This is a genomic window from Alistipes sp. An66 (genome assembly GCF_002161445.1).
Classification (GTDB): domain Bacteria; phylum Bacteroidota; class Bacteroidia; order Bacteroidales; family Rikenellaceae; genus Alistipes; species Alistipes cottocaccae.
Genome location: NZ_NFHT01000008.1, coordinates 77,698 through 99,120 on the forward strand (window position 1 = coordinate 77,698; position 21,423 = coordinate 99,120).

Consider the following 21,423-nt stretch of genomic DNA (forward strand, 5'->3'; position numbering starts at 1 on the left):
CCGTCATCTGCCGTGGAGGAGAACGGCGGAGAGGAGAAAAAAAGCCACTCGGATGCGAGTGGCTATCCATCGGTGGGAGCTGAGGGATTCGAACCCCCGACCCTCTGCTTGTAAGGCAGACGCTCTGAACCAGCTGAGCTAAGCTCCCGAATTCGGATTTGCGGGTGCGAATATAGCACAAATTAATGACATCTGCAAATCCCAGTTCCATTTTTCAACGGTTCTTTTACGCGGGTCCTTCGGCCGCACGCACGGGGACACCGGGATCCGGAGCCGGGTACAAAAAACGACCCGCAGCCTTGCGGGTCGTTCAAAAATGGTGGGAACAAGCGGATTTGAACCGCTGACCTCCTGCTTGTCGAGCAGGCGCTCTAAACCAACTGAGCTATGCTCCCGTTTGTCAAAAAAAAAGCCGCTTGCATCGCTGTAAGTGGCTGACATCGTTGTGGGAGCTGAGGGATTCGAACCCCCGACCCTCTGCTTGTAAGGCAGACGCTCTGAACCAGCTGAGCTAAGCTCCCGTAAAAATGGCTTGGGACTGCAAAGGCAATCTTCCGATTTGCTTCGACGACCTTCCTTCCGTGCAACGGATCGCGCCGCAAATCAGCGAGCTCTCCTGTATTCCATTTCAAGAAACCGGCCTTTCCAGACCCGCCCCTCTCTTCGGCCGCCCCTTGCAGGCGTTTTTTGAAAGAACCTTTACGCAACCCTCGCGCATCTGCGCCTGAACAAGGACTTGAACCTAGGACCCCATGATTAACAGTCATGTGCTCTAACCAACTGAGCTATTCAGGCATTCGATCCGGTGTTTTAACCGTTTCGGAGTGCAAATATATAGCAAAATTTCATTCCCGCAAAATTATTGTACGATTTTTTACAAAAAAAAGTATCTTTGCAACATGTTCATGACCCGTATCCGATGATGACCAGACAGTTTATCACGCTCATAATCTTGATGCTATGCGGACTGACGGCCCGCGGGCAGCAGGTGCTGTCCTTCGAGAATCCGACCCGGGATTTCGGGACGATCCGCGAAGCCGACGGTCCCGTGAGCCACACCTTCACGGGCGTGAACCGCAGCGACAAGCCGCTGGTGATCCTCGACGTGGTGACCTCCTGCGGCTGTACGGTTCCCCGCTTCTCGAAGCAGCCGATCCTGCCCGGCGGCAAGACAGAGATCACCGTCACCTACGACCCCGCAAACCGTCCGGGGATCTTCAACAAGGATCTGACGGTCTATTCGAGCGAACGGAAAAAAATCGCCACACTCACCGTGCAGGGGAGCGTCACGCCGCGTCCGAAGAGCCTCGAAGAGCTCTACCCGATCGATGCCGGGGGCGGACTCCGCCTGACCACGACGCTCAACGCCTTCGCCTACCTCTATCCGGGACACCCCGTACAGGGGGCCATCGGCTACGTGAACGACTCCCGGCGCACGATCCGGCTCGAACTGCGCCCGACAGCGGCCAGCGGACTGCTCCGCACGGAGGCCCCGACGACGATCGCTCCGGGTGAACGGGGCTCGATCAACGTCTCGTACCTCATTCCCGCGGAACAACCCCGCTACGGCACGGTGCGCGATGCGCAGGAGATCTTCGTCGACGGGCGCAGCAACGGCACGGCCCTCGTGACGCACGGCATCGGCGTGGACCCGCGCCCGGCCCCCGATGCCGCGGCCCCGCGGAGCGAATATTCGGTCCAGATCCTCAAATTCGGACCGGTGAAACACAGCGCATCGATTCGCAAACTCCCCGTCATGCTGTCGAATACCGGCAATGCGGAGCTGATCGTGCGGGCCGTCGAGGGGAAGGGAGAGGTCGCCACGACGTTCGCTCCCGGACTCCGGATCGCCCCCGGCGAGACGTTCCGCGGCGAAGTGCTGTTCGACCCCCGGACACAGGAGTACGGCGTGATGAGCGAACATCTTGTCGTGATAACGAACGACCCTGTACGTCCCATGCGGCGGATCCGCGTGACGGCTATCATCGAAGAGTAACACACAAACGTATATATAAATGTATCCCATTCTTGAAAAAAGACTCCTCGCAGAGGGAATCTGGCTGATGAAGATTCACGCTCCGCGCGTGGCCCATGCGGCCCAACCCGGACAATTCGTCATCGTGCGGGCCGACGCACACGGCGAACGCATTCCGCTCACGATCTCCGACTTCGACGCCGCCGAAGGCAGCGTCACCATCGTCACGCAGGCCATCGGGGCCTCGACCCGGAAAATCTGCTCGCTGGAACAGGGCGGGGCGTTGGCCGACTTCGCCGGTCCGCTGGGCCGCCCGTCGGAATTCGTGCACATGCCCCTCGACGAGCTGCGCAAGCGCCGCTACCTCTTCGTGGCCGGCGGCGTGGGAACCGCCCCGATCTACCCGCAGGTCAAGTGGCTCCACGAACACGGCGTGCGCGCCGACGTCATCATCGGCGCCAAGAACAGCCGGATGCTCATCTACACCGACGCCATGCGTGCCGTGGCCGAGAAGCTCTACATCGCCACCGACGACGGTTCGGAGGGATTCAAGGGGATGGTCACGGGGCTGATCGAGGAGCTCGTCGAGCGGCGCGGCGAGCGTTACGACGAGTGCGTGGCCATCGGCCCGATGATCATGATGAAGTTCGTGGCCCTGACGACCCGCAAATACGGACTGAAAACCACCGTCTCGCTCAACGCCCTGATGGTCGACGGTACGGGGATGTGCGGCGCATGCCGCGTGACGGTCGGCGGGAAGACGCGCTTCACGTGCGTCGACGGCCCGGAGTTCGACGGCCACGAGGTCGATTTCGACGAGGCGATGCGCCGTCAGGGGATGTACCGCACCCAGGAGCAGCGCGCCGCGGCCATCGCGGACGAACGCGAAGCGGGACACGTATGCAGAATCGGTTTGGACAAATAACAGCGTAGAACATGGCAAACAAGATACCGCGCGTGCCGGTGCGCGAACAGGATCCGGCAATCCGGGCGACCAACTTCGAGGAGGTCTGCTACGGCTACGACCAGCAGGAGGCGATCCTCGAAGCGTCGCGCTGCCTGCGCTGCAAGAAGCCCCGCTGCGTGGAGGCCTGCCCCGTGGGGATCAACATCCCGGAGTTCATTGCGGCGCTGCACGAAGGCCGCGTGCAGGAGGCTGCGGAGATCATCTCCGCGGACAGCTCGCTGCCTTCGATCTGCGGACGCGTCTGCCCGCAGGAGACACAGTGCGAGGGTTCGTGCATCCTCGGCATCAAGGGCGAGCCGGTGGCCATCGGCAAGCTCGAACGCTTCGTCGGCGACTGGAAACTCGAACACGGCGCAGCCCCGAAGGCCGCAGCCCCGCGCAACGGCCGCAAGGTGGCCGTCATCGGCAGCGGCCCGGCCGGTCTGGCCTGCGCCAGCGATCTGGCCCGCATGGGCTACGGCGTGAAGATCTTCGAGGCGCTGCACGAGGCGGGCGGCGTGCTGGTCTACGGCATTCCGGAGTTCCGCCTGCCGAAGCAGCGGATCGTGGCCCGCGAGATCGAGGCCGTGAAGGCCCTGGGCGTGGAGATCGAAACCGACGTGATCGTGGGCCGCACCGTGACGATCGACTCGCTGCTGGACGAGGAGGGGTACGATGCCGTCTTCATCGGTTCGGGCGCCGGGCTGCCGCGCTTCATGGGCATCCCGGGCGAGAACCTCAACGGCGTGGTCTCGGCCAACGAGTTCCTCACGCGCGCCAACCTGATGCACGCCTACGACGCCGCCTACGACACGCCGATCTACGTCGGGCAGCGCGTGGTCGTCGTGGGCGGCGGCAACGTGGCGATGGACGCCGTGCGCACGGCCAAACGGCTGGGCGCCGACGCCACGATCGTCTACCGCCGTTCGGAGAAGGAGCTCCCGGCCCGCGTCGAGGAGGTCCACCACGCCCGCGAGGAGGGCATCTGCTTCCGGATGCTGACCAACCCCACCGAGGTGCTGGGCGACGAGCGCGGATGGGTCACGGGCGTGCGCTGCGTGGAGATGGAGCTGGGCGAACCCGACGAGAGCGGACGCCGCTCGCCGGTCGTAAAACCCGGCTCGGAGTTCGAGATTCCCTGCGACGTGGTGATCATGGCGCTGGGCACCTCGCCCAACCCGCTGCTGGCCGCCACGACCGAAGGGCTCGAAACCTCGCGCCGCGGCTGCATCACGGCCGACGAGCACGGCGCCACGACCCGCAAGGGGGTCTTTGCCGGAGGCGATGCCGTGACAGGAGCCGCCACGGTGATCCTCGCCATGGGGGCCGGACGCACCGCCGCAAAGGCCATCGACGAATATATCCGGTCGCTGTAATACCGGGAAGCGGAAAAACAGTTATTTTTGCCGCGGAAAAAGCGACAATCAAAAAGTCAAGACCATGAAAAACAAAAAACTGCTGTGGGCTGTCCTTGCTGCACTCGGGCTGGCGGCCTGCGGCGAACGGGAGCCCCGGACCTTCACGGGCTTCATCACCGACGCCACGATGAACACCGTCACGGTGCAGGATCAGTCGGCCGAATCGACCTATACGTTCTTGACCGAGGAGGCCGACCGGAGCGAAGCCCACGGGCTGCTCGTGGGGGCGCCGGTGGTCGTGGACTACAAGGGCCGTCTGGAAGAGGGCGCCGAAGCGATAAAGGTGGCCACGAACCCCACCTATGCGGAGGCTGTCGGACGCTGGATGCTCTACGATCCGGAGAATCCGGAGTTCACGATGGGGATCGACATCCGCATCGAGGGCGAAGCCGCCTCGATCCGCTCGGCGACGCTGGTCTATACGGGCTGGGAGCTGCTCGACGAGGCCGGGAAGATCCTGCTCAAAGGGCAGAGCATCGGCAACGGCGGGAGCTTCGACTTCTCCCAGACGGGCATCATCGCGAAGGATGCCGCCGGGAACTACACGCTGACGATCGAGGGGACGAAGATCGTCTACGACAAGGTGCCGGAGACGGACGAGGTGCCGGAGATGGAGGAGCCCGCCGGGGAGGACGCAGCTCCGGAGGCGGAGGCCGCCGCAGAGGAGTAACCCCGCTCCACGGCATGAGAAAATCCCGTTGCAGGCTGCTGCAACGGGATTTTTGTCTTTCCGGAAACGGAAGGCCGTCGCCGGCATCGGACGTCGCCGGGACCTATCGCCGGCCGGCCAGCCGGTCGGCCCGTTCGGCGACGGATTCGGGCGTCACGGCCGCCAGACAGCGCCAGTCGCCGTAACGGCAGGGCTTGTTGCCGAAGACCGAGCAGGGACGGCACGGCAGATCGGCCTGTACGATCCCCTCCTGCGGGACGCCGTAACCGAGGAACCCCAACCCGGGATGGGTGGCGCCCCAGACCGACACCACCGGGGTGCCGACCAGCGCCGCAAGGTGCATGACCAGCGAATCCATCGCCACCACGCAGTCGAGGTTCGAGACGAGGGCCATCTCCCCGGCCAGCCGGACCTTTCCGGCAAGGGCCGTCACGTTGGAATAAGTCCGTTCCATCTCCTCGGCGAAGGTCCGTTCGGCCCCGCCGCCGCTGTGGATAAAGACCCGGTCGAAACGCGCCGCAAGCAGCCCGACCAGTTCGCGGGCCTGCGCTTCGGGATAGGTCTTGCCCCGGTGGGCGGAGAAGGGCGCGAAGCCCACCCAGCGGCCCTGCTTCCCGCCGAAGGGATTTTCCAGCGCGCGGGGTGCGGCCGGCGCCGGGTCATCGAACACGAAGCCCAGCCGTCGGAAGACGTCGCAATAGCGCAGCACGGTATGGCGCAGCGGCTCCATGCCGCGGCCTCCGCAGCGGATGAAGCGGCGTTTTTCGGCGCGTCCCTTGTCGATATGGACCGCGGGGATGCCGTGCAGCCGCATCGAGAGGCGGAACGCCTTCGAGCGCAGCACGTCGTGGACGTCGGCCACGGCATCCACCCCGAGACGCCGCGCCTCGGCGGCCAGGCGCCACATGCCCCGCAGGGAGTGGTGCTCGCCTTTCGTGTCGACATCCAGAAAATCGACCCGCAGCCCCTCGAAGAAGGGGCGGAAGAGTTTCTGCGTCGCCACCGTGACGTGCAGGTCGGGATAAGCCGCCAGCAAAGGCCGCAGGGCATGGGGCAGCATCGCCACGTCGCCCATGGCCGAGGTGCGCAGCACCAGCAGGCGGCAGGGCTGTTTCCGATTCGCCGGACGCCGTTTTTCCTGCGCCGCCCGCTCCTCCACCGTCCGTTTCTCCTGTGCCCGCTCCTCCTGCGCCGCCCGGTCCGGCAACCCGCTCATCGGGCCCCCGCCGTTATTTTTTCTGCCCATAGAGGACGGGGTTCAACGACGGGTCGTTGTACATCTTCATCTGCTTGTAGGTCTTCATGTACTTGCGTCCCGCCTCGATGTCTTCGATCAGCTCCTCGATGGCCCGCGAAAGGTCCACCTGCTGCGTGAGCAGGACGTCCAGCTTGCGGCGGCACGCCTCACGGTGCGTCTCGTCGACATCCGTGCGCTCGGTCTCGCGCGCCATGTGGTAGATCTTCAACGCCAGGATCGAGAGCCGGTCGATGGCCCACGCCGGGGTCTCGGTGTTGAGCCGCGCATCGGCTGCCGGCGTGATGTCCTTGTATTTGTCCAGCAGGTAGGAGTCGACATACTCGACCATATCCGTACGGTCCTGGTTCGACTTGTCGATCCGCCGCTTGATCTTCAACGCCTCCACCGGGTCGATCGCCGGGTCGCGGATGATGTCCTCGAGATGCCACTGCACGGTGTCGATCCAGTTCTTGTGGTAGAGCAGGTGGTCGATCGTGCCGGCGGCATAGGGGTTCTCGATCGGGTGGTCCACATCGTCCCAACGGTGGTAGTCCTCGATGGAACGGTTGAAAATGCGGTTCGCGTTTTCGGTAAACATAGCTTCGGTTTTATGGGATTATTGTTATTTTCAGCGGAAAATTATACCTTTGTCAGCAATGATCAAACAAAGATAATGAATATTTCCAGAAAAGCAATACTTCTGGCGGCAATCCTCCTCGGCTGCGCAGTGCGGCTCACGGCCCAGGTGCGCCAGACCCGCGAAGAGTACATCGACCGCTACATGCACATCGCCATTGCCCACATGGAGCGCTACGGAATCCCCGCCAGCATCACCATGGCGCAGGGCATCCTCGAATCGGACTGCGGCAACAGCCTGCTGTCGATGAAGTCCAACAACCACTTCGGCATCAAGTGCAAGAGCAACTGGAAGGGCGACCGGGTCTACCACGACGACGACGCCAAGGGCGAATGCTTCCGGGCCTACCCCACCGTCGAGGCCTCCTACGAGGACCATGCCGAGTTCCTCGACTCGCAGCCGCGCTACGACTCGCTCTTCTCCTACGCCTCGGACGACTACAAGAGTTGGGCCCGGGGTCTGAAAGCCGCCGGCTACGCCACGGCCCCCGACTACGCCCAGCGGCTGATCCGCGTCATCGAGGAGAGCCAGCTCTACCTGCTCGACCGTCCGAACGGCGAACAGCTCTACGCCCGGCGGTTCGGGTTGGAGCGCAACCCGGAGGAGTGGTTCTCGTCGCAGTCGAGCGTCGAGGAGGTCGCCCGCACCGAGGCGGCCGTCGACCCGGACAACTACCGCGTGACGATCAACGCCCACGAGGGTTACAACGTCTACATGACCAACGGCGTGCACTACGTCACGGCCAAGGAGAACGACACCTACGAGAACATCGGGCGCAAGTTCCGCATCTCGGCGCGGAATCTGCGCAAGTTCAACGACCTGAAAGACAAGGAGGCGCAGCCGATGACGGGCGAGGTGGTCTACATCGAGCGGAAAAAACGCCGCTGGGAAGGCAATGCCCGGCACCACACCTGCCGTCCGGGCGAAACAGCCTATGCCGTAGGCCAGTCCTACGCGATCCGGACCCGCTCGATCGAGAAGCTCAACCGCCTCAAACCCGGCGAGACGCTCGAAGCCGGACGCCAGCTGCGGATCAAATAGACGGACATCCCCGCCCCGCCGCCCCGAAAGCCGACCGGCACAAAACCCAACGACGAAAACAAAAAAACAACGACATACGATGGAAACAACCCCCTTGCGAGCCAGGATCCTCGATACGATCATCCGCAAATCGACCCTCAAACAGAAGGTCTTCGACAACACGTTCGCAGCCTTCAACCTGTTGAAGGAGACGCTGCTGGAAATGGCCTCGGAGATGGACGACGAGCTGGACGGAAAGCTCGACCGGCGCGTGCGGATCGAATACCGCGACCGCGGGAAGTTCGAGGCGCAGTTGCAGGTGGCCAACGACCTGCTGATCTTCCAGATGCACACCGACGTCTTCGAATTCGACGCCAACCACCTGATCTGGCAGAACCCCTACGTGCAGTCTGACCGCGACAACTCCTACTGCGGCGTGATCAACATCTACAACTTCCTCTCCGACTCGTTCAAGTTCAACCGCAACGCCGACGAGGGATACCTCATCGGGCGGATCTTCATCAACCGCGAACGCTGCTACTTCGCCGAGGGGAAACAGCAGAACTCGATGCGTGCAATGAGCTTCGGGAAGGCCGAGATCGACCGCGACGCCCTGGTCGACATTCTGGAAGCGGCCATTGCCTTCTCGCTGGACTTCGACCTGCTGATGCCGCCCTACGAGGAGAACAAGCGCGTCACGGTGGACCAGTTCAACACGAAGATGGACAACTCGAAGTTCGTGACCGGCAAACGCCTGGGCTACGATTTCGACGTCGAGGACATCTGACCGACCGGAGAGCAACGCAAAAACGAGGAACAGACCATACGATGAAGAGACAAGAATTGCGGAGCGCGGGCCGGGCCGTGAAGATGCTGCTCGGAGCCGCGCTTCTGCTTGCCGGCGGCCGTGGCACGGCCGCGGGCGGGTATGCGGAGATCGCCCGGCTGAAAGGGCTGAACGAAACGGTGCGGGGGATCCGCACGATGAACGACGGCGAGCACTACACCGTACTGGAAGGCAACGACATCCGCCGTTACGCCTATGCCGCGGAGACGCCGGGCGAGAGCCTGCTCCCGACACCGGCGCCGAACCTCGCCATCACCGACTATACGCTGTCGCCCGACGAGCGATCGATCCTCATCGCTTCGGGTCGGAATCCCATCTACCGCCACTCCTACACGACGAGCTATTCGCTCATCCGCGACGGACGGATCCTCCCGGTGCTGCGCGATGCCGAAGCGCCGCGCGACGCCACGTTCTCGCCCGACGGGGGGCGCATCGTCTACTCCGACCGCAACGACCTCTACGTCCATGACCTCACGACGCAGCAGACCCGCCGGATCACCGACGACGGCCGCTGGAACGAGGTGATCAACGGCACGACCGACTGGGTCTACGAGGAGGAGTTCGGCATCACGCGGGCCTACGCCTTCTCGCCCGACGGGCGGCGTCTGGCCTACCTGCGCTTCGACGAGAGCCGCGTGCCGCTCATGGAGATGATGCGTTTCGACGGCAAGCTCTACAACCGGGCCTATTCGTTCAAGTATCCGAAGGCCGGCGAGGCCAACTCGGCGGTCGAGCTGTGGGTCGCCGACCTCGAAACGGGAGCGAAGCAACGCATCGACACGGGACCCGAAACCGACCAGTACATCCCCCGCATCGGCTGGACGCCCGACGGACGGCCGTGGTACTTCCGGCTGAACCGCCGCCAGAACACCTTCGAGATGATCGTCTGCGAACCCCACGGGGCGCAGCGCACGGTCTACGAGGAGCGGGCGCAGCAATACGTCGAGCGGGTCGATGACCGGACCGTGACGTTCGTCGACCGGGACCGTTTCCTCGTGCGGCAGGAGAGCCACACGGGCTACATGCACCTCTACCTGTACAGCCTGCGCCGCGGGCTGCTCGAACAGGTCACCAAAGGCGAATGGGAGGTCACCGAGGTCGTCGGCACGGACGGCAAGCGGGTCTGGTACCTCTCCACGGAGACCTCGCCGCTGCGCCGCAACCTGTACAGCGTGCGGCTCGACGGAAAGGACAAGCAGCGGCTCACGCAGGGCGAAGGCTACTACACGGTCGCTCCGAGCCGGGGGATGAAGTATTTCATCACGACCTTCTCGAACGTCGCGACGCCCAACGTCACGGAGGTCTGCGACGCCGCCGGACAGCGCATCCGCACGCTGGCCGACAGCCGCACGCTGCGGGAGGAGCTCGCGGCACACCCCCGTTCCGTCAAGGAGTTCTTCACGTTCACGACCGAGCGCGGCGACACGCTCAACGCCTACATCGTCAAACCCCTCGGTTTCGACCCCTCGCACCGCTACCCGGTGCTGCTGACCCAGTATTCGGGGCCGGGATCGCAGTCGGTGGCCGACCGCTGGTCGATCGACTGGGAGGACGCCCTCGTCGAAAAGGGGTACGTCGTGGTCTGCGCCGACGGCCGCGGCACCGGCTTCCGGGGCGAGCGCTTCAAGAAGCAGACCTACGGACGCCTCGGGGCGCTGGAAGTCGAGGACCAGCTCTCGCTGGCCCGCCACATGGCGGCACAGCCCTGGGTGGACGGCGGCCGCATCGGCATCTACGGATGGTCCTACGGCGGATTCATGGCGTTGAGCTGCGCCCTGAAAGGGCTCGGGACGTTCCGCATGGCCATTGCCGTGGCGCCCGTCACCTCGTGGCGCTACTACGACACGATCTACACGGAGATCTACAACAACCTGCCGCAATTCAACGCCGAGGGTTACGACAAATACTCCCCGATTCACTTCGCGCGGATGCTCGACGACCGCCGCACGCGGCTGCTCCTCATCCACGGCACGGCCGACGACAACGTCCACTTCCAGAACACCGTGGAGATGGCCCGGGCCCTCAACCGCGCCGGCAAGCAGTACGACATGATGGTCTATCCCGACCAGAACCACTCGATGCAGCCCGACGCCACGGGCCACGTCCGGCAGAAGATGATCGACTACACGCTGGAACACCTATGATCCGGTCGCTGCACCTCGCGACACCCGTCGGTCCGGTTGTGCTCACGGCAACGGACGAGGCTGTCATCGGGCTCCGCTTCGGCACGGCGGTTCCGGAGGGGTCCGTTCCCGTCCCGGAGGAGGAGGCCGCGCCGCTGCTGCGGGAAGCCGCCGCACAACTCCGGGAGTACTTCGCCGGAACGCGCCGGGCGTTCACCCTTCCGCTCGCACCGGCCGGCACGGCGTTCCAGCAGCGGGTCTGGGAGGCCCTGCGGACCATTCCCTGCGGGGAGACGCGCACCTACCGGCAAATCGCCGAACAGATCGGCCACGACCGGGCCTGCCGGGCCGTAGGGATGGCCAACAACCGCAATCCGATCGCCATCCTGATCCCCTGCCACCGGGTCATCGGCCACGACGGGCGGCTCACCGGATATGCCGGCGGGCTCGGCATCAAGGAGCGGCTGCTGGACCTGGAAAAAAAGCGATAGCCGCCCCCGCCATTGCGCCGCCGGACGATTTTCGGAAAGAACGTCATTGCGCCGCCGGACGGTTGCGGAAAAAGAGGGAAGACCCCGCGCGGGGTCTTCCCTCTTCTCGTCCGGCAGGCTCGTCAGAGCCCGAAGGAGAGGGCGTTGATGCCCTCGTAGACGGAGCTGACGAGCCCCAGCAGCAGCACGCCGGCCATGCAGAGAGCCAGGCTGATGCGCGTACCGACATCGCTGCGGAATGCGGCGATCGGCGCATCCGACGGCGTGATGAACATCGCCTTGACGATCAGCAGGTAGTAGTAGAGCGAGATCACCGTGTTGAGCAGCGCGATGAAGACCAGCACGCGGAATCCCGCCTCGAAGGCCGACGCAAAGACGAAGAACTTCGAGAAGAATCCCGCGAAGGGCGGAATGCCGGCCAGCGAGAAGAGCGCCAGCATCATCATCACGGCGAGTTTCGGGTTCGTGCGGTAGAAGCCGTTGTAGTCGGCCAGCGCGACCCGTCCGCCGGTGTGCTGCTCGACGGTCGACAGCACGCCGAAGACCGCGAGGTTCGCTGCGAGATAGACCAGCACGTAGAAGACCAGCGAGGTCATGCCGAGCGGCGAGCCGCCGATCACGGCCAGCATGATGTATCCGGCCTGGGAGATCGACGAGAAGGCCATGAAGCGTTTCAGGTCGCGCTGCCGCAGGGCGAAGAGGTTCGCCACGGTGATGCTCAACACCGTGACGACCCACAGCAGGGTCTGCCACTCTTCGACCATCGGGGCGAAGACCTTGACGAGCGTCGTGAAGAGCACAAACGCCGCAGCGGCCTTCGAGACGACCGAGAGGTAGGAGGTGACGGCCGTCGGGGCGCCCTGGTAGGCGTCGGCGGTCCAGAGGTGGAAGGGCACGAGCGAGATCTTGAAGCCGAGTCCCGAGAAGAAGAAGACCAGCGAGAGGATCTCCAACGGCGAACCCGTCAACCGCACGGCCATGTCGTCGAAATAGAGCGTGCCGGTGGTGCCGTAGAGGAACGAGATGCCGAAGAGCATCAGGCCGCTCGAAAACAGCGCGCAGAGGATATACTTGGCACCGGCCTCGGCCGAATAGTAGCGGTACTTGTCGAAGGCCACCAGGCAGGCCATCGGCACCGAGGCCAGTTCCAACCCGATGAAGAACATCAGGAAGTGTCCGGCCGAGATCATGAAGTACATGCCCAGCAGGGTCGAGAGCGTCAGGATGTAGAATTCGCCCTGTTTGTGGCGGGTGTCGTCGCGGCGCAGCCACCGGTCGGCCTGCAAGCAGACGATGAGGGCTCCGACGGCCAGAACGCCCTTCACCACGCCGTCCATCGGCGCGTAGCGGAACATGCCGCCGAAGAGTTCGCCCGGCGTCCCCGGAATAAGGGTCACGAGCACCTGCACGACCAGCAGCCCGCACGCCACGGCCGAGAACCAACGGCGTCCGCGTTCACCGGCGATGAGGTCGTAGAGAAACAGCAGGACGAGAATCGCCGTGAGGGTCAGTTCGGCCCGCATCAGCGGAAATATCGAGGTGTAATCCATAAGTCGATCAGCTCAAAATGTGTGCAATGAGTTCCGAGACGCTGCCGCGGATCAGGTCGCTCACCCACAGCGGGGCGAGGCCCATGCCGGCGATGGCGACGACGAGGCAGACGACCGAGAGCCGTTCGTCCCACGTGGCGTCGGAGAGTTTCAGATGTTCGGGGTTTCCGCACGTGCCGTAGAGGATCTTCCCGACGACGCGCAGGATGTAGACCGCCGTGATGACGATCGACGTGCAGGCGATGACGGTCACCACGCGGTGGAACGTGTCGGCGTTCATGAAGGCGCCGTTGAAGATCGTCATCTCGGCCACGAAGCCGCTCAGGCCCGGCAGTCCGAGGTTCGCCAGACCGGCGATCACGTACCCCACGGCGAGGAAGGGCATCACCTTCATCAGACCGCTCAACTGGCGCACGTCGCGCGTGTGGGTGCGGCCGTAGATCATACCGATCAGCGCGAAGAAGAGCGCCGTCATCAGACCGTGACTCAACATTTGCAGGATGGCGCCCGTCGAGGCCGTGGTGTTCATCATCAGGATGGCGAAGAGCACCAGTCCGCAGTGCGACACCGAGGAGTAGGCGTTGATGTATTTCAGGTCGGTCTGCACGCAGGCCGAGAAGGCGCCGTAGACCACCGAAATCGTCGTCAGGATAATGAAGATCCAGCTCAACTCGTGGGCGGCGTCGGGCAGCAGGTACATCGCCACGCGGAAGCAGCCGTAGCCGCCGAGTTTCATCAACACCCCGGCGTGGAGCATCGAGACGGCTGTCGGCGCCGAGGCGTGGCCGTCGGGGCTCCACGTGTGGAACGGGAACAGCGCCCCCAGGACGCCGAATCCGACGAAGACCAGCGGGAACCAGATGCGTTGCAGCGAGACGGGGATGTTGTGCAGCGCGGCGATCTCCTGCACGTTCATCGTCGTGGCCCCGGCGCCGAAGTAGATGCCGAGGATGCCGATCAGCAGCAGCGCCGAACCGCCCATGAGCATCAGCGTCAGCTTCATGGCCGAATACTCCTTGCGGCCGCTGCCCCAGACGCCGATCAAGAGGTACATCGGAATGAGCGCCACCTCGTAGAACATGAACATCGTGAAGAGGTCCACCGAGATGAAGAATCCGAAGACCCCGACGCTCAACAGACAGTACCAGAGAAAATAGGCCTTTACGTCCTGCTGCATCTGCCAGGAGGCGAAGGTGCCCGTAAAGACGATGATGGCCGACAGCAGGAGCATGGCCACCGAGATGCCGTCGACGCCCACGGCGTAGTGGATATTGAGCGGGGCGTACCACATGATGCTGTCGGTCAGGAGCATCTGTGCCGTTTCACCCGCCTCGCGCAGTCCGAGGTAGCGGAAGACGAGCGCCACGGCCAACGCCAGCAGCACCGACGCGCCCGCCACCATCACGGCATGAATCTGCCGCCGCGACTTCGCGAGCCACAACCCCAGCATCATCACCAGGGGGACGGCAGGAAACAGGGATAAGATATTCATAATGCGTTCCGATTAGCAGATGAGAAGAATCAGGATCGTCAGCCCCAGCGCGCCGCCGAGGAACCAGATGCAGTAACGCTGCACGCTGCCGCTCTGCATTTCGCGGATCAGGCAGGCGGCGCCGTTCGTGGCGCTGGCCAGCAGGTTCAGGAAGCCGTCGACGACGTGGCGGTCGAACCACGCGATCGGGGTCGAGATGCAGGCGAAGATCACCCGGTGGGTGATGAACTGATAGATTTCGTCGATATAGAAGCGGTGGCAGGCCGCGCGGTGCAGGCCGCTGAACCGCCGGGCCAGCCGATCGGCGACGGGCTGCTCCCGACGGGCGTACATCCACGTGGCCAGCGCAATGGCCGCCACGGCCACGCAGAGGCTCACGGCAGCCACCCCGCCGTCGATGTGGATCGTGTAGGCCATCCCGTCGGCCGAGACGAAGCGTCCGAAGGGGATGAAACCCGCCGCGCAGGTCACTGCGGCGAGGATCAGCAGCGGAAGCGTCATCGTCAGGGGCGCCTCTTGGGGCGTATGTGCGGCGTGGAGCTCGCGGTTCTCACGTCCCCAGAAGATGCCGTAGTAGAGGCGGAACATGTAGAAGGCCGTCAGGCCCGCGATGGCCGTCATCACCCACCCCACGACGGGGCTGAACGCGAAGCAGGCCGTGAGGATCTCGTCCTTCGAGAAGAAGCCGCTGAACGGCCAGATGCCCGCGATGGCCAGGCACGCCACGAGGAACGTCGCATGCGTCACGGGCATGTACTTGCGCAGGCCGCCCATGGCCGACATCTCGTTCGAGTGCACGGCGTGGATGATCGCCCCGGCGCCGAGGAAGAGCAGCGCCTTGAACATCGCGTGGGTGAAGAGGTGGAACATCGAGGCCATGTATCCCAGCCCGCCCGCGTGAGGGTCGGACGAGGTGCAGACGCCGAGCGCCACGATCATGAAGCCGATCTGCGAGATGGTGCTGAATGCCAGCACGCGCTTGATGTCGCTCTGCACGCAGGCCACCACGGCGGCGTACAGCGCCGTGAAGGCCCCGATATAAGCCGTCCAGTGCAGCACCTCGGGGGCGTAGCCGATGAAGAGGGGGAACATCCGCGCCACGAGGTAGACCCCGGCGACGACCATCGTCGCGGCATGGATCAGCGCCGAGACGGGCGTCGGGCCCTCCATGGCGTCGGGCAGCCAGATGTGCAGCGGGAACATGGCGCTCTTGCCCGCACCGCCGACGAACATCAGCCCCAGCGCCAGCGGGATCATCCCTCCGGCGGCAGCCAGCGTCGCAGCGGCGGGCGTGAAGGTGAAGGTCCCGGCGTAGTAACCGTAGACGAGGATGCCGATGAGGAAGCCCAGATCGGCGAAGCGCGTCACGATGAAGGCCTTCTTCGAGGCGGCGATCGCCGCGGGCTTCGTGTAGTAGAAGCCGATCAAGAGGTAGGAGCTCACGCCCACCAGCTCCCAGAAGAGATACATCTGGAAGATGTTCGTCGCCACGACCAGCCCCATCATGCTCATCGTGAACAACGACAGGAAGGCGTAGTAGCGCTGGAAGCCCCGCTCGCCCTTCATGTAGCCCAGCGAGTAGATGTGGACCATGAGCGAGACGGTGGAGATCACCACGAGCATCATCACCGAGATCGGGTCGAGCAGCACGCCCAGATCGATGTGCAGGTCGCCCGCGATGGGCAGCCAGACCGTGTTCCACGGAATGACGGTCGGGAAGACCCCGGCAGCATCGCGCCCGGCGGCGAAGTATTCGTAAGCGGTCGTATAGCTCAACACGGCCACCACGGCCACCACGGCCGTTCCGATGGCCCCCGCCACCGCGGGGCGGAGCTTCATGCCCGCGAGCCCCAGCAGAAGGAAGCTCACGAAGGGCAGCAACAGAATCAGAATCGTATATTCCATAAGCATTCGCGGCGGGTTACCACTTCATCTCGCGCAGGTTCTTGACCTCGATGTTGCGGATGTTGCGGTAGATGTTGATGATGATGGCGATGGCCACGGCGGTCTCCGCGGCGCTCACGCCGATGGCAAAGAGCGTGAAGAAGAATCCTTCGAGCTGCTCCGGAAAGAGGAAACGGTTGAAGACCACGAAGTTGATATCCACCGAATTGAGGATCAGCTCCACGGAGATCAGCATCGCCAGCAGGTTGCGGCGCGTGACGAAGCCGTAGATGCCCACGAACATCAGGATCGTGGAGACGACGAGGTAATATTCCATTTTGATCATAGCCGTACTGGTTTTAGCGTTTACGGGCGATCAGGATGCCGCCGACGATGCAGGCCAGCAGCAGCACGCTGATGACCTCGAAGGGCAGCACGTAACCGTATTTGTCGGCGCTCATCAACGCATGGCCGATCTCCTGTACGTTGAGTTCGCCGTGTTCGAAGTGCTGGGGCAGGAAGTCGTGGCGCAGCATCACCCAGAGGCAGATGCCCAGACTCACGACCGTGGCGATCAGTCCCGCCACGAGTTTGTAGCCCTTCAGGTCGGAGGCCTTGTCGCCTTCGCTCGACGTCAGCAGGATCGAAAAGACGTAGAGCACCGTGATACCGCCGGCATAGATCAGCAGCTGCACGGCCCCGAGGAACGAATAGTTGAGTTGGAAATAGATACCGGCCGTGCCGAACAACACAAACAGCAGATAGGTCGCGGCACGCAGAATACGTTTGGTCGTCACGGCCAGCACGGCATTCACGCTGATAAAAAGCGCAAGAATGATGAAAACGATCAGTTCGAGTGTGATCTCCATGGCTTAGCGGTTGAGTTGTTTGACGAGTTTTTCGCGGGTGAAGACCGCGTGTTCAAACTTCTGGGAGAAGCGGATGGCGCCCGTTGGGCAACTGTTCACGCACAGGTGGCAGAACATGCACGACCCCAGGTCGTACTCGTAGCGCACGAGGCGTTTCTTCGACTTGCCCGTTTCGGGATCGGTGACCATCTCGGTCACAAGGCGGATCGTGCCGTTCGGGCAGTTGGTCTGGCACAGCCCGCAGGCGATGCACTTGTTGTGCCCTTCGGCGTCGTGGGGCATGGTCAGCTCGCCGCAGAAGCGGTCGTACATTTTCAGCGTCGCCCGGTTCTCGGGGTACTGCTCAGTGACCTTCGGCGTGAAGAACTCCCTGAAAGTGACTTTCAGGCCCGTAGCCAGGCTGCCGATCCCCTGGAAGAGTCCTTTGATATAGCTCATAATCAGAAATGCAGTTTGAATACGACGACAATGACCATCAGCAGCAGGTTCACCAGCCCGATCGGCACGAGGTATTTCCATTCGAGGGTCAGGATCTGGTCGACGCGCAGCCGCGGAAAGGTCCACTTGATCCACATCAGCAGCCACACCACGAAGAAGGCCTTGGCGAAGAACCACACGAAGCCCGGGATGTAGTCCATGACGGTGTTGAAGCCCTCCCAGCCGGGGATGTGCAGCGGCATCCAGCCCCCGAGGAAGATCGTGGCCGCGACGCCCGAGATGATGAACAGGTTGACGAACTCGGCGACGTAGAAGAGGCCGAAGTGCATGCCCGAATACTCGGTGTGGTAACCGGCCGTGAGCTCCGACTCGGCCTCCGGGAGGTCGAACGGGCCGCGGTTGACCTCGGCGTTGCCCGCGATGAGGTAGATCACGAAGGCGATCAGCGCCGGGATGTGGCCCTTGAAGAGGAACCAGCCGTCGGCCTGCCGCTCGACGATCTCCGAGAACTGCATCGTATCGGTCAGCACGACGATCGTGAGGATCGACAGGCCGATCGAGAGTTCGTAGGAGATCATCTGGGCGCCGCTGCGCATGGCTCCGATGAGCGAATACTTGTTGTTCGAGCTCCATCCGGCGAGCAGGATGCCGACCACGCCGATCGACGAGGCGGCCATCAGGAAGAAGACGCCGACGTTGAAGTCGAGGATCTCCAACCCGCGCGAGACGGGCAGGCAGGCGAAGGCCAGCACCGAGGCCAGGATGACGATGTAGGGCGCGAGGTTGTAGAGGAATCGGTCCGAATGGCGGACGGTGATGATCTCCTTGGTCAACATCTTGACGACGTCGCAGAAGACCTGCACCGTACCCCACGGGCCCACGCGCATCGGGCCCAGCCGGCACTGGAACGCCGCACAGACCTTGCGTTCCATGAAGATCATCACGATGGCGATCACGGCGTACAGCAGCAGCAGACAGACGCCGACGATCACGCATTCGAGGAAAATCGCCAGCCCCAGCGGCATCCACGAGGTCAGCAGACCGTGGACCCAGTTCGTAATCAGACTGAAATCAAACATAGTCTCTTCGGGTTTTGCATTCAACGGTCAATATCGGGAACCACATAGTCGAGCGTTCCGCCGATGGCGATCAGGTCGGCGATCTTCGTCCCGCGGGCGATGGTGTCCAGACAGGCCACCAGCGGCAGGCCCGTCGAGCGGAACTTCATCCGGTAGGGGTACTTGTCGCCCCGGCTCTCGATGAAGACCCCGAACTCGCCGCGGCTCCCCTCGACGGCGGCGTAGTAGCTGCCTTCGGGGATGCGGATCACGGGCTTCATCTTCACCTGCCAGTCGCCCTCGGGGATGTTGTCGATCAGCTGTTCGATGATGTCCATGCTCTGCTCGATCTCGCGCATGCGGACCATGTAGCGGGCGAAGCAGTCGCCCTCCGAGAAGAGCACCTCGTTGAACTGCACCTTGCCGTAGGCGGCGTAGGGATGGCGTTTGCGCACGTCGCAGGCCCAGCCCGAGGCGCGTCCCGTGCCGCCCGTGGCGCCGAACGAAATGGCATCCTCGCGCGACAGCACGCCGGTGCCTTTCAGACGCTCCTGCGCGATGACGTTGCCGGTGAAGACCTCGTGGTACTCGCGCAGCGTCGGACGCATGTAGGCGATGAACGCCTTGACCTTGCGCACGAAGTCGGGATGGATGTCGGCCTGCACGCCGCCGATCGTGTTATAGGTCTGGATCAGACGCCCTCCGGTGGTCTGTTCCAGGATGTCGAGGACCTTTTCGCGGTCGCGGAATCCGTAGAAGAAGGCCGTCAGGGCACCCATGTCCATGCAGAGGCACGAGAAGAAGAGCAGGTGCGAATCGATGCGCTGCAACTCGTCCATGATCGTGCGGATGTACTGCACGCGCTCCGGGACCTCCACGCCCAGCCCCTTCTCGATGCACATGCAGAGTGCATGGCGGTTCTGCGCCGCGCCGAGGTAGTCGAGCCGGTCGGTCAGGGCCAGCGTCTGGGGGTAGGTCAGCTCCTCGCACATCTTCTCGATGCCGCGGTGGATGTAGCCGCAGTGGGCGTCGAGCTTGCGGATGATCTCGCCTTCGAGCGAGACGCGGAAGCGCAGCACGCCGTGCGTTGCCGGGTGCTGGGGGCCGATGTTGATGACGTACTCCTCCTCCTCGAAGAGGACGTTGCGCTTGCGGATGATGCTGCCGTCGGGCATCAGCTCGAACGACGCCGTACTGTCGCGGGCCACCTCGTTGCTCATGCGCAGGGGGTTCTGCGCCGGGTCATAGTCCTTGCGCAGGGGGTATCCCACCCAGTCGTCGCGCAGGAACAGACGCCGCATGTCGGGGTGGTTCAGGAAGCGGATCCCGAAGTAGTCGAACGCCTCGCGTTCGTTCAGTTCGGCGCCCTTCCACAGGTCGCAGACCGACGCCAGCACCGGATTCTCCCGGTCCGGGGTCACGGTCCGCAGGACGACGTTCTCGCCCGTGGCGGTCGATTCGAGGTGGTAGACCACGCCGAAGCCCTCCTCGCCCCAGTCCATGCCGGTGAGGCTGCGCAGGAAATCGAAGCCCTCGGCCCGGAGCCGCACGGCCAGATCGCGGAAGCGCTCCGCCGGCACGGTGAAGCGGCCGTCACCGCCCTCCGACCACACGGCGGCGGGTTCCCACGCCGTGATCCTCTCTTTCAGATTATTGTTCATGGTTCGCATCTTTTTCGACATTGAGTTCGTTCTTTTCGGCCGTCAGGTCGCGGCGCAGCAGCTCCTCGTACTCCTTGCGGTCGATCTGGCGGTTCACGTCGCCGAAGAAGCGCTGCACCTTGACCTTGCGCTGCAACTGCATCAGTCCGTAGAGCATCGCCTCGGGGCGCGGCGGGCAGCCCGGGATGTAGACGTCGACGGGCAGGATCTTGTCCACGCCGTTGACCACGTGGTACGACTTCTTGAAGGGGCCGCCGCTGATGGCGCAGCCGCCCGTGGCGATGACGTACTTCGGATCGGCCATCTGGTCGTAGAGGCGTTTCAGCACGGGGGCCATCTTGTGGGTGATGGTTCCGGCGACCATGATGAAGTCGGCCTGACGCGGGGAGGCGCGGGCGACTTCAAACCCGAAGCGGGCAAAATCGTAGCGTGCGGCGCCCACGGCCATGAACTCGATGCCGCAGCAGCTCGTCGCGAAGGTCAGCGGCCAGAGGCTGTTGCTGCGGCCCCATTCGATCACCTCGTCGAGGCAACCCACGACGACGTTCGTACCGTTCTCGCGCAGCTCGCGGACCATCGACTCGATGTACTCGTTGTCGTTGAAGTCCTCGTACTTCATCGACTTGATGCGGGGATTCTTCACTTCCATTCCAAAGCTCCTTTCCGCCAGGCGTAGGCCAGGCCCAAAATCAAAACAATCAGGAAGAACAGGATGCTGACCAGCCCGTAGGTGCCGAGGTCCTGCACGACGACGGCCCACGAGAAGAGGAAGACCGTCTCGACGTCGAACATCAGGAAGAGGATGGCGAAGAGGTAGTACCCCACCTTGAACTGCATCCACGAACGTCCGCGCGTCGGGATTCCGCACTCGTAGGCTTCGCCCTTCTGGGGGTTGTACGAGCGGGGCGAGATGGCGCGGGCAATCCCCAGCGCGACGGCGACCAGCGCAATGGCCGTCAGGATGACGACCACCAAAAGCGTAAAATACATGGTATGATAGCTGTTTTATGGATTCAACGGCGACTTGATTCCGGGCCGCACAGCTCCGGGATCCGGGATTCGGAAGGTGCGCCGCATCCGCAGAAGGGCCTGTGCCCGAGGATTGCG

20 protein-coding genes and 4 tRNA genes are annotated in these 21,423 nt (G+C 63.3%); 8 read left to right on the forward strand and 16 right to left on the reverse strand.

Going from position 1 to position 21,423, the window contains the following annotated elements:
- Positions 1 to 73: 73 nt before the first annotated feature.
- From B5G16_RS07175 to B5G16_RS07190, 4 genes are all read right to left on the reverse strand, one after another.
- A tRNA-Val gene (locus B5G16_RS07175) sits at positions 74 to 148 on the reverse strand.
- A 169-nt stretch (positions 149 to 317) separates the two neighbouring features.
- Positions 318 to 395, reverse strand: a tRNA-Val gene (locus B5G16_RS07180).
- A gap of 51 nt (positions 396 to 446) precedes the next feature.
- A tRNA-Val gene (locus B5G16_RS07185) sits at positions 447 to 521 on the reverse strand.
- 200 nt (positions 522 to 721) lie between these two features.
- Positions 722 to 795 (reverse strand) — tRNA-Asn (locus tag B5G16_RS07190).
- Between the two features lie 124 nt (positions 796 to 919).
- Between B5G16_RS07190 and B5G16_RS07195 the strand changes: the two genes are divergently transcribed.
- The 4 genes from B5G16_RS07195 to B5G16_RS07210 all read left to right on the forward strand — a co-directional run bounded on the left by B5G16_RS07195 (position 920) and on the right by B5G16_RS07210 (position 5,009).
- Positions 920 to 1,996, forward strand: a complete 1,077-nt coding sequence (locus B5G16_RS07195) for a DUF1573 domain-containing protein (protein WP_087262699.1) — start codon at positions 920 to 922, stop codon at positions 1,994 to 1,996.
- Positions 1,997 to 2,015: 19 nt separating this feature from the next.
- Positions 2,016 to 2,900: a sulfide/dihydroorotate dehydrogenase-like FAD/NAD-binding protein gene (locus B5G16_RS07200; RefSeq protein WP_087262701.1), complete on the forward strand. Its 885-nt coding sequence runs from the start codon at positions 2,016 to 2,018 to the stop codon at positions 2,898 to 2,900.
- 11 nt (positions 2,901 to 2,911) lie between these two features.
- Entirely contained in the window at positions 2,912 to 4,297 is a 1,386-nt protein-coding gene (gltA, locus tag B5G16_RS07205; protein ID WP_087262703.1) for an NADPH-dependent glutamate synthase, read from the forward strand.
- 64 nt (positions 4,298 to 4,361) lie between these two features.
- Positions 4,362 to 5,009: a lipocalin family protein gene (locus B5G16_RS07210; protein ID WP_087262705.1), complete on the forward strand. Its 648-nt coding sequence runs from the start codon at positions 4,362 to 4,364 to the stop codon at positions 5,007 to 5,009.
- A gap of 103 nt (positions 5,010 to 5,112) precedes the next feature.
- On the opposite strand, the gene B5G16_RS07215 is transcribed toward B5G16_RS07210, so the two are convergent.
- Together B5G16_RS07215 and B5G16_RS07220 are read right to left on the reverse strand one after the other, a co-directional pair.
- The gene (locus B5G16_RS07215) at positions 5,113 to 6,255 is read right to left on the reverse strand and encodes a glycosyltransferase family 9 protein (RefSeq protein ID WP_239406016.1); all 1,143 of its coding nucleotides are present in this window, start codon (positions 6,253 to 6,255) and stop codon (positions 5,113 to 5,115) included.
- Positions 6,239 to 6,844, reverse strand: a complete 606-nt coding sequence (locus tag B5G16_RS07220) for a DUF4254 domain-containing protein (RefSeq protein WP_087262707.1) — start codon at positions 6,842 to 6,844, stop codon at positions 6,239 to 6,241. Before B5G16_RS07220 ends, B5G16_RS07215 begins: the two co-directional genes overlap by 17 nt.
- A 75-nt stretch (positions 6,845 to 6,919) precedes the next feature.
- On the opposite strand from B5G16_RS07220, the gene B5G16_RS07225 reads away from it, so the two are divergent.
- From B5G16_RS07225 to B5G16_RS07240, 4 genes are all read left to right on the forward strand, one after another.
- Positions 6,920 to 7,924: a glucosaminidase domain-containing protein gene (locus B5G16_RS07225; protein ID WP_087262709.1), complete on the forward strand. Its 1,005-nt coding sequence runs from the start codon at positions 6,920 to 6,922 to the stop codon at positions 7,922 to 7,924.
- Between the two features lie 79 nt (positions 7,925 to 8,003).
- Positions 8,004 to 8,690, forward strand: coding sequence for a hypothetical protein (locus B5G16_RS07230; protein ID WP_087262711.1), 687 nt, complete (start codon positions 8,004 to 8,006; stop codon positions 8,688 to 8,690).
- Positions 8,691 to 8,773: 83 nt separating this feature from the next.
- Positions 8,774 to 10,894 carry a S9 family peptidase gene (locus B5G16_RS07235; protein ID WP_087262799.1) on the forward strand — a complete coding sequence of 707 codons (2,121 nt, stop codon included), beginning with the start codon at positions 8,774 to 8,776 and terminating at the stop codon, positions 10,892 to 10,894.
- Positions 10,891 to 11,364, forward strand: a complete 474-nt coding sequence (locus B5G16_RS07240) for a methylated-DNA--[protein]-cysteine S-methyltransferase (RefSeq protein WP_087262715.1) — start codon at positions 10,891 to 10,893, stop codon at positions 11,362 to 11,364. Before B5G16_RS07235 ends, B5G16_RS07240 begins: the two co-directional genes overlap by 4 nt.
- A 122-nt stretch (positions 11,365 to 11,486) precedes the next feature.
- Here the strand turns inward: B5G16_RS07240 and B5G16_RS07245 are convergent, their stop codons facing one another.
- The 10 genes from B5G16_RS07245 to B5G16_RS07290 are packed head-to-tail and all read right to left on the reverse strand — an operon-like array spanning position 11,487 to position 21,306.
- Positions 11,487 to 12,914, reverse strand: coding sequence for an NADH-quinone oxidoreductase subunit N (locus B5G16_RS07245; protein ID WP_087262717.1), 1,428 nt, complete (start codon positions 12,912 to 12,914; stop codon positions 11,487 to 11,489).
- 7 nt (positions 12,915 to 12,921) lie between these two features.
- Positions 12,922 to 14,406 (reverse strand): complex I subunit 4 family protein, encoded by a 1,485-nt coding sequence (locus tag B5G16_RS07250; RefSeq protein WP_087262719.1) that lies wholly within the window; start codon positions 14,404 to 14,406, stop codon positions 12,922 to 12,924.
- 12 nt (positions 14,407 to 14,418) lie between these two features.
- On the reverse strand, positions 14,419 to 16,311 hold the full coding sequence (gene nuoL / locus B5G16_RS07255) for an NADH-quinone oxidoreductase subunit L (protein WP_087262721.1): 1,893 nt from the start codon (positions 16,309 to 16,311) through the stop codon (positions 14,419 to 14,421).
- A 16-nt stretch (positions 16,312 to 16,327) separates the two neighbouring features.
- Positions 16,328 to 16,636, reverse strand: a complete 309-nt coding sequence (gene nuoK / locus B5G16_RS07260) for an NADH-quinone oxidoreductase subunit NuoK (RefSeq protein WP_087262723.1) — start codon at positions 16,634 to 16,636, stop codon at positions 16,328 to 16,330.
- Between the two features lie 13 nt (positions 16,637 to 16,649).
- A complete protein-coding gene (locus tag B5G16_RS07265) occupies positions 16,650 to 17,159 on the reverse strand; it encodes an NADH-quinone oxidoreductase subunit J family protein (RefSeq protein ID WP_087262725.1) in 510 nt (169 codons plus the stop codon).
- A gap of 3 nt (positions 17,160 to 17,162) precedes the next feature.
- Positions 17,163 to 17,597, reverse strand: coding sequence for a 4Fe-4S binding protein (locus B5G16_RS07270; protein WP_204228060.1), 435 nt, complete (start codon positions 17,595 to 17,597; stop codon positions 17,163 to 17,165).
- Positions 17,598 to 17,599: 2 nt separating this feature from the next.
- Positions 17,600 to 18,676 carry an NADH-quinone oxidoreductase subunit NuoH gene (gene nuoH, locus B5G16_RS07275; RefSeq protein WP_087262727.1) on the reverse strand — a complete coding sequence of 359 codons (1,077 nt, stop codon included), beginning with the start codon at positions 18,674 to 18,676 and terminating at the stop codon, positions 17,600 to 17,602.
- 20 nt (positions 18,677 to 18,696) lie between these two features.
- Complete coding sequence (locus B5G16_RS07280) at positions 18,697 to 20,316, reverse strand: NADH-quinone oxidoreductase subunit C (protein WP_087262730.1); 1,620 nt, start codon at positions 20,314 to 20,316, stop codon at positions 18,697 to 18,699.
- Positions 20,306 to 20,965 carry an NADH-quinone oxidoreductase subunit B gene (locus B5G16_RS07285; RefSeq protein WP_087262732.1) on the reverse strand — a complete coding sequence of 220 codons (660 nt, stop codon included), beginning with the start codon at positions 20,963 to 20,965 and terminating at the stop codon, positions 20,306 to 20,308. Before B5G16_RS07285 ends, B5G16_RS07280 begins: the two co-directional genes overlap by 11 nt.
- Positions 20,956 to 21,306 carry an NADH-quinone oxidoreductase subunit A gene (locus tag B5G16_RS07290; protein ID WP_087262734.1) on the reverse strand — a complete coding sequence of 117 codons (351 nt, stop codon included), beginning with the start codon at positions 21,304 to 21,306 and terminating at the stop codon, positions 20,956 to 20,958. The genes B5G16_RS07285 and B5G16_RS07290 overlap by 10 nt, the downstream gene beginning before the upstream one ends.
- Positions 21,307 to 21,423 lie beyond the last annotated feature (117 nt).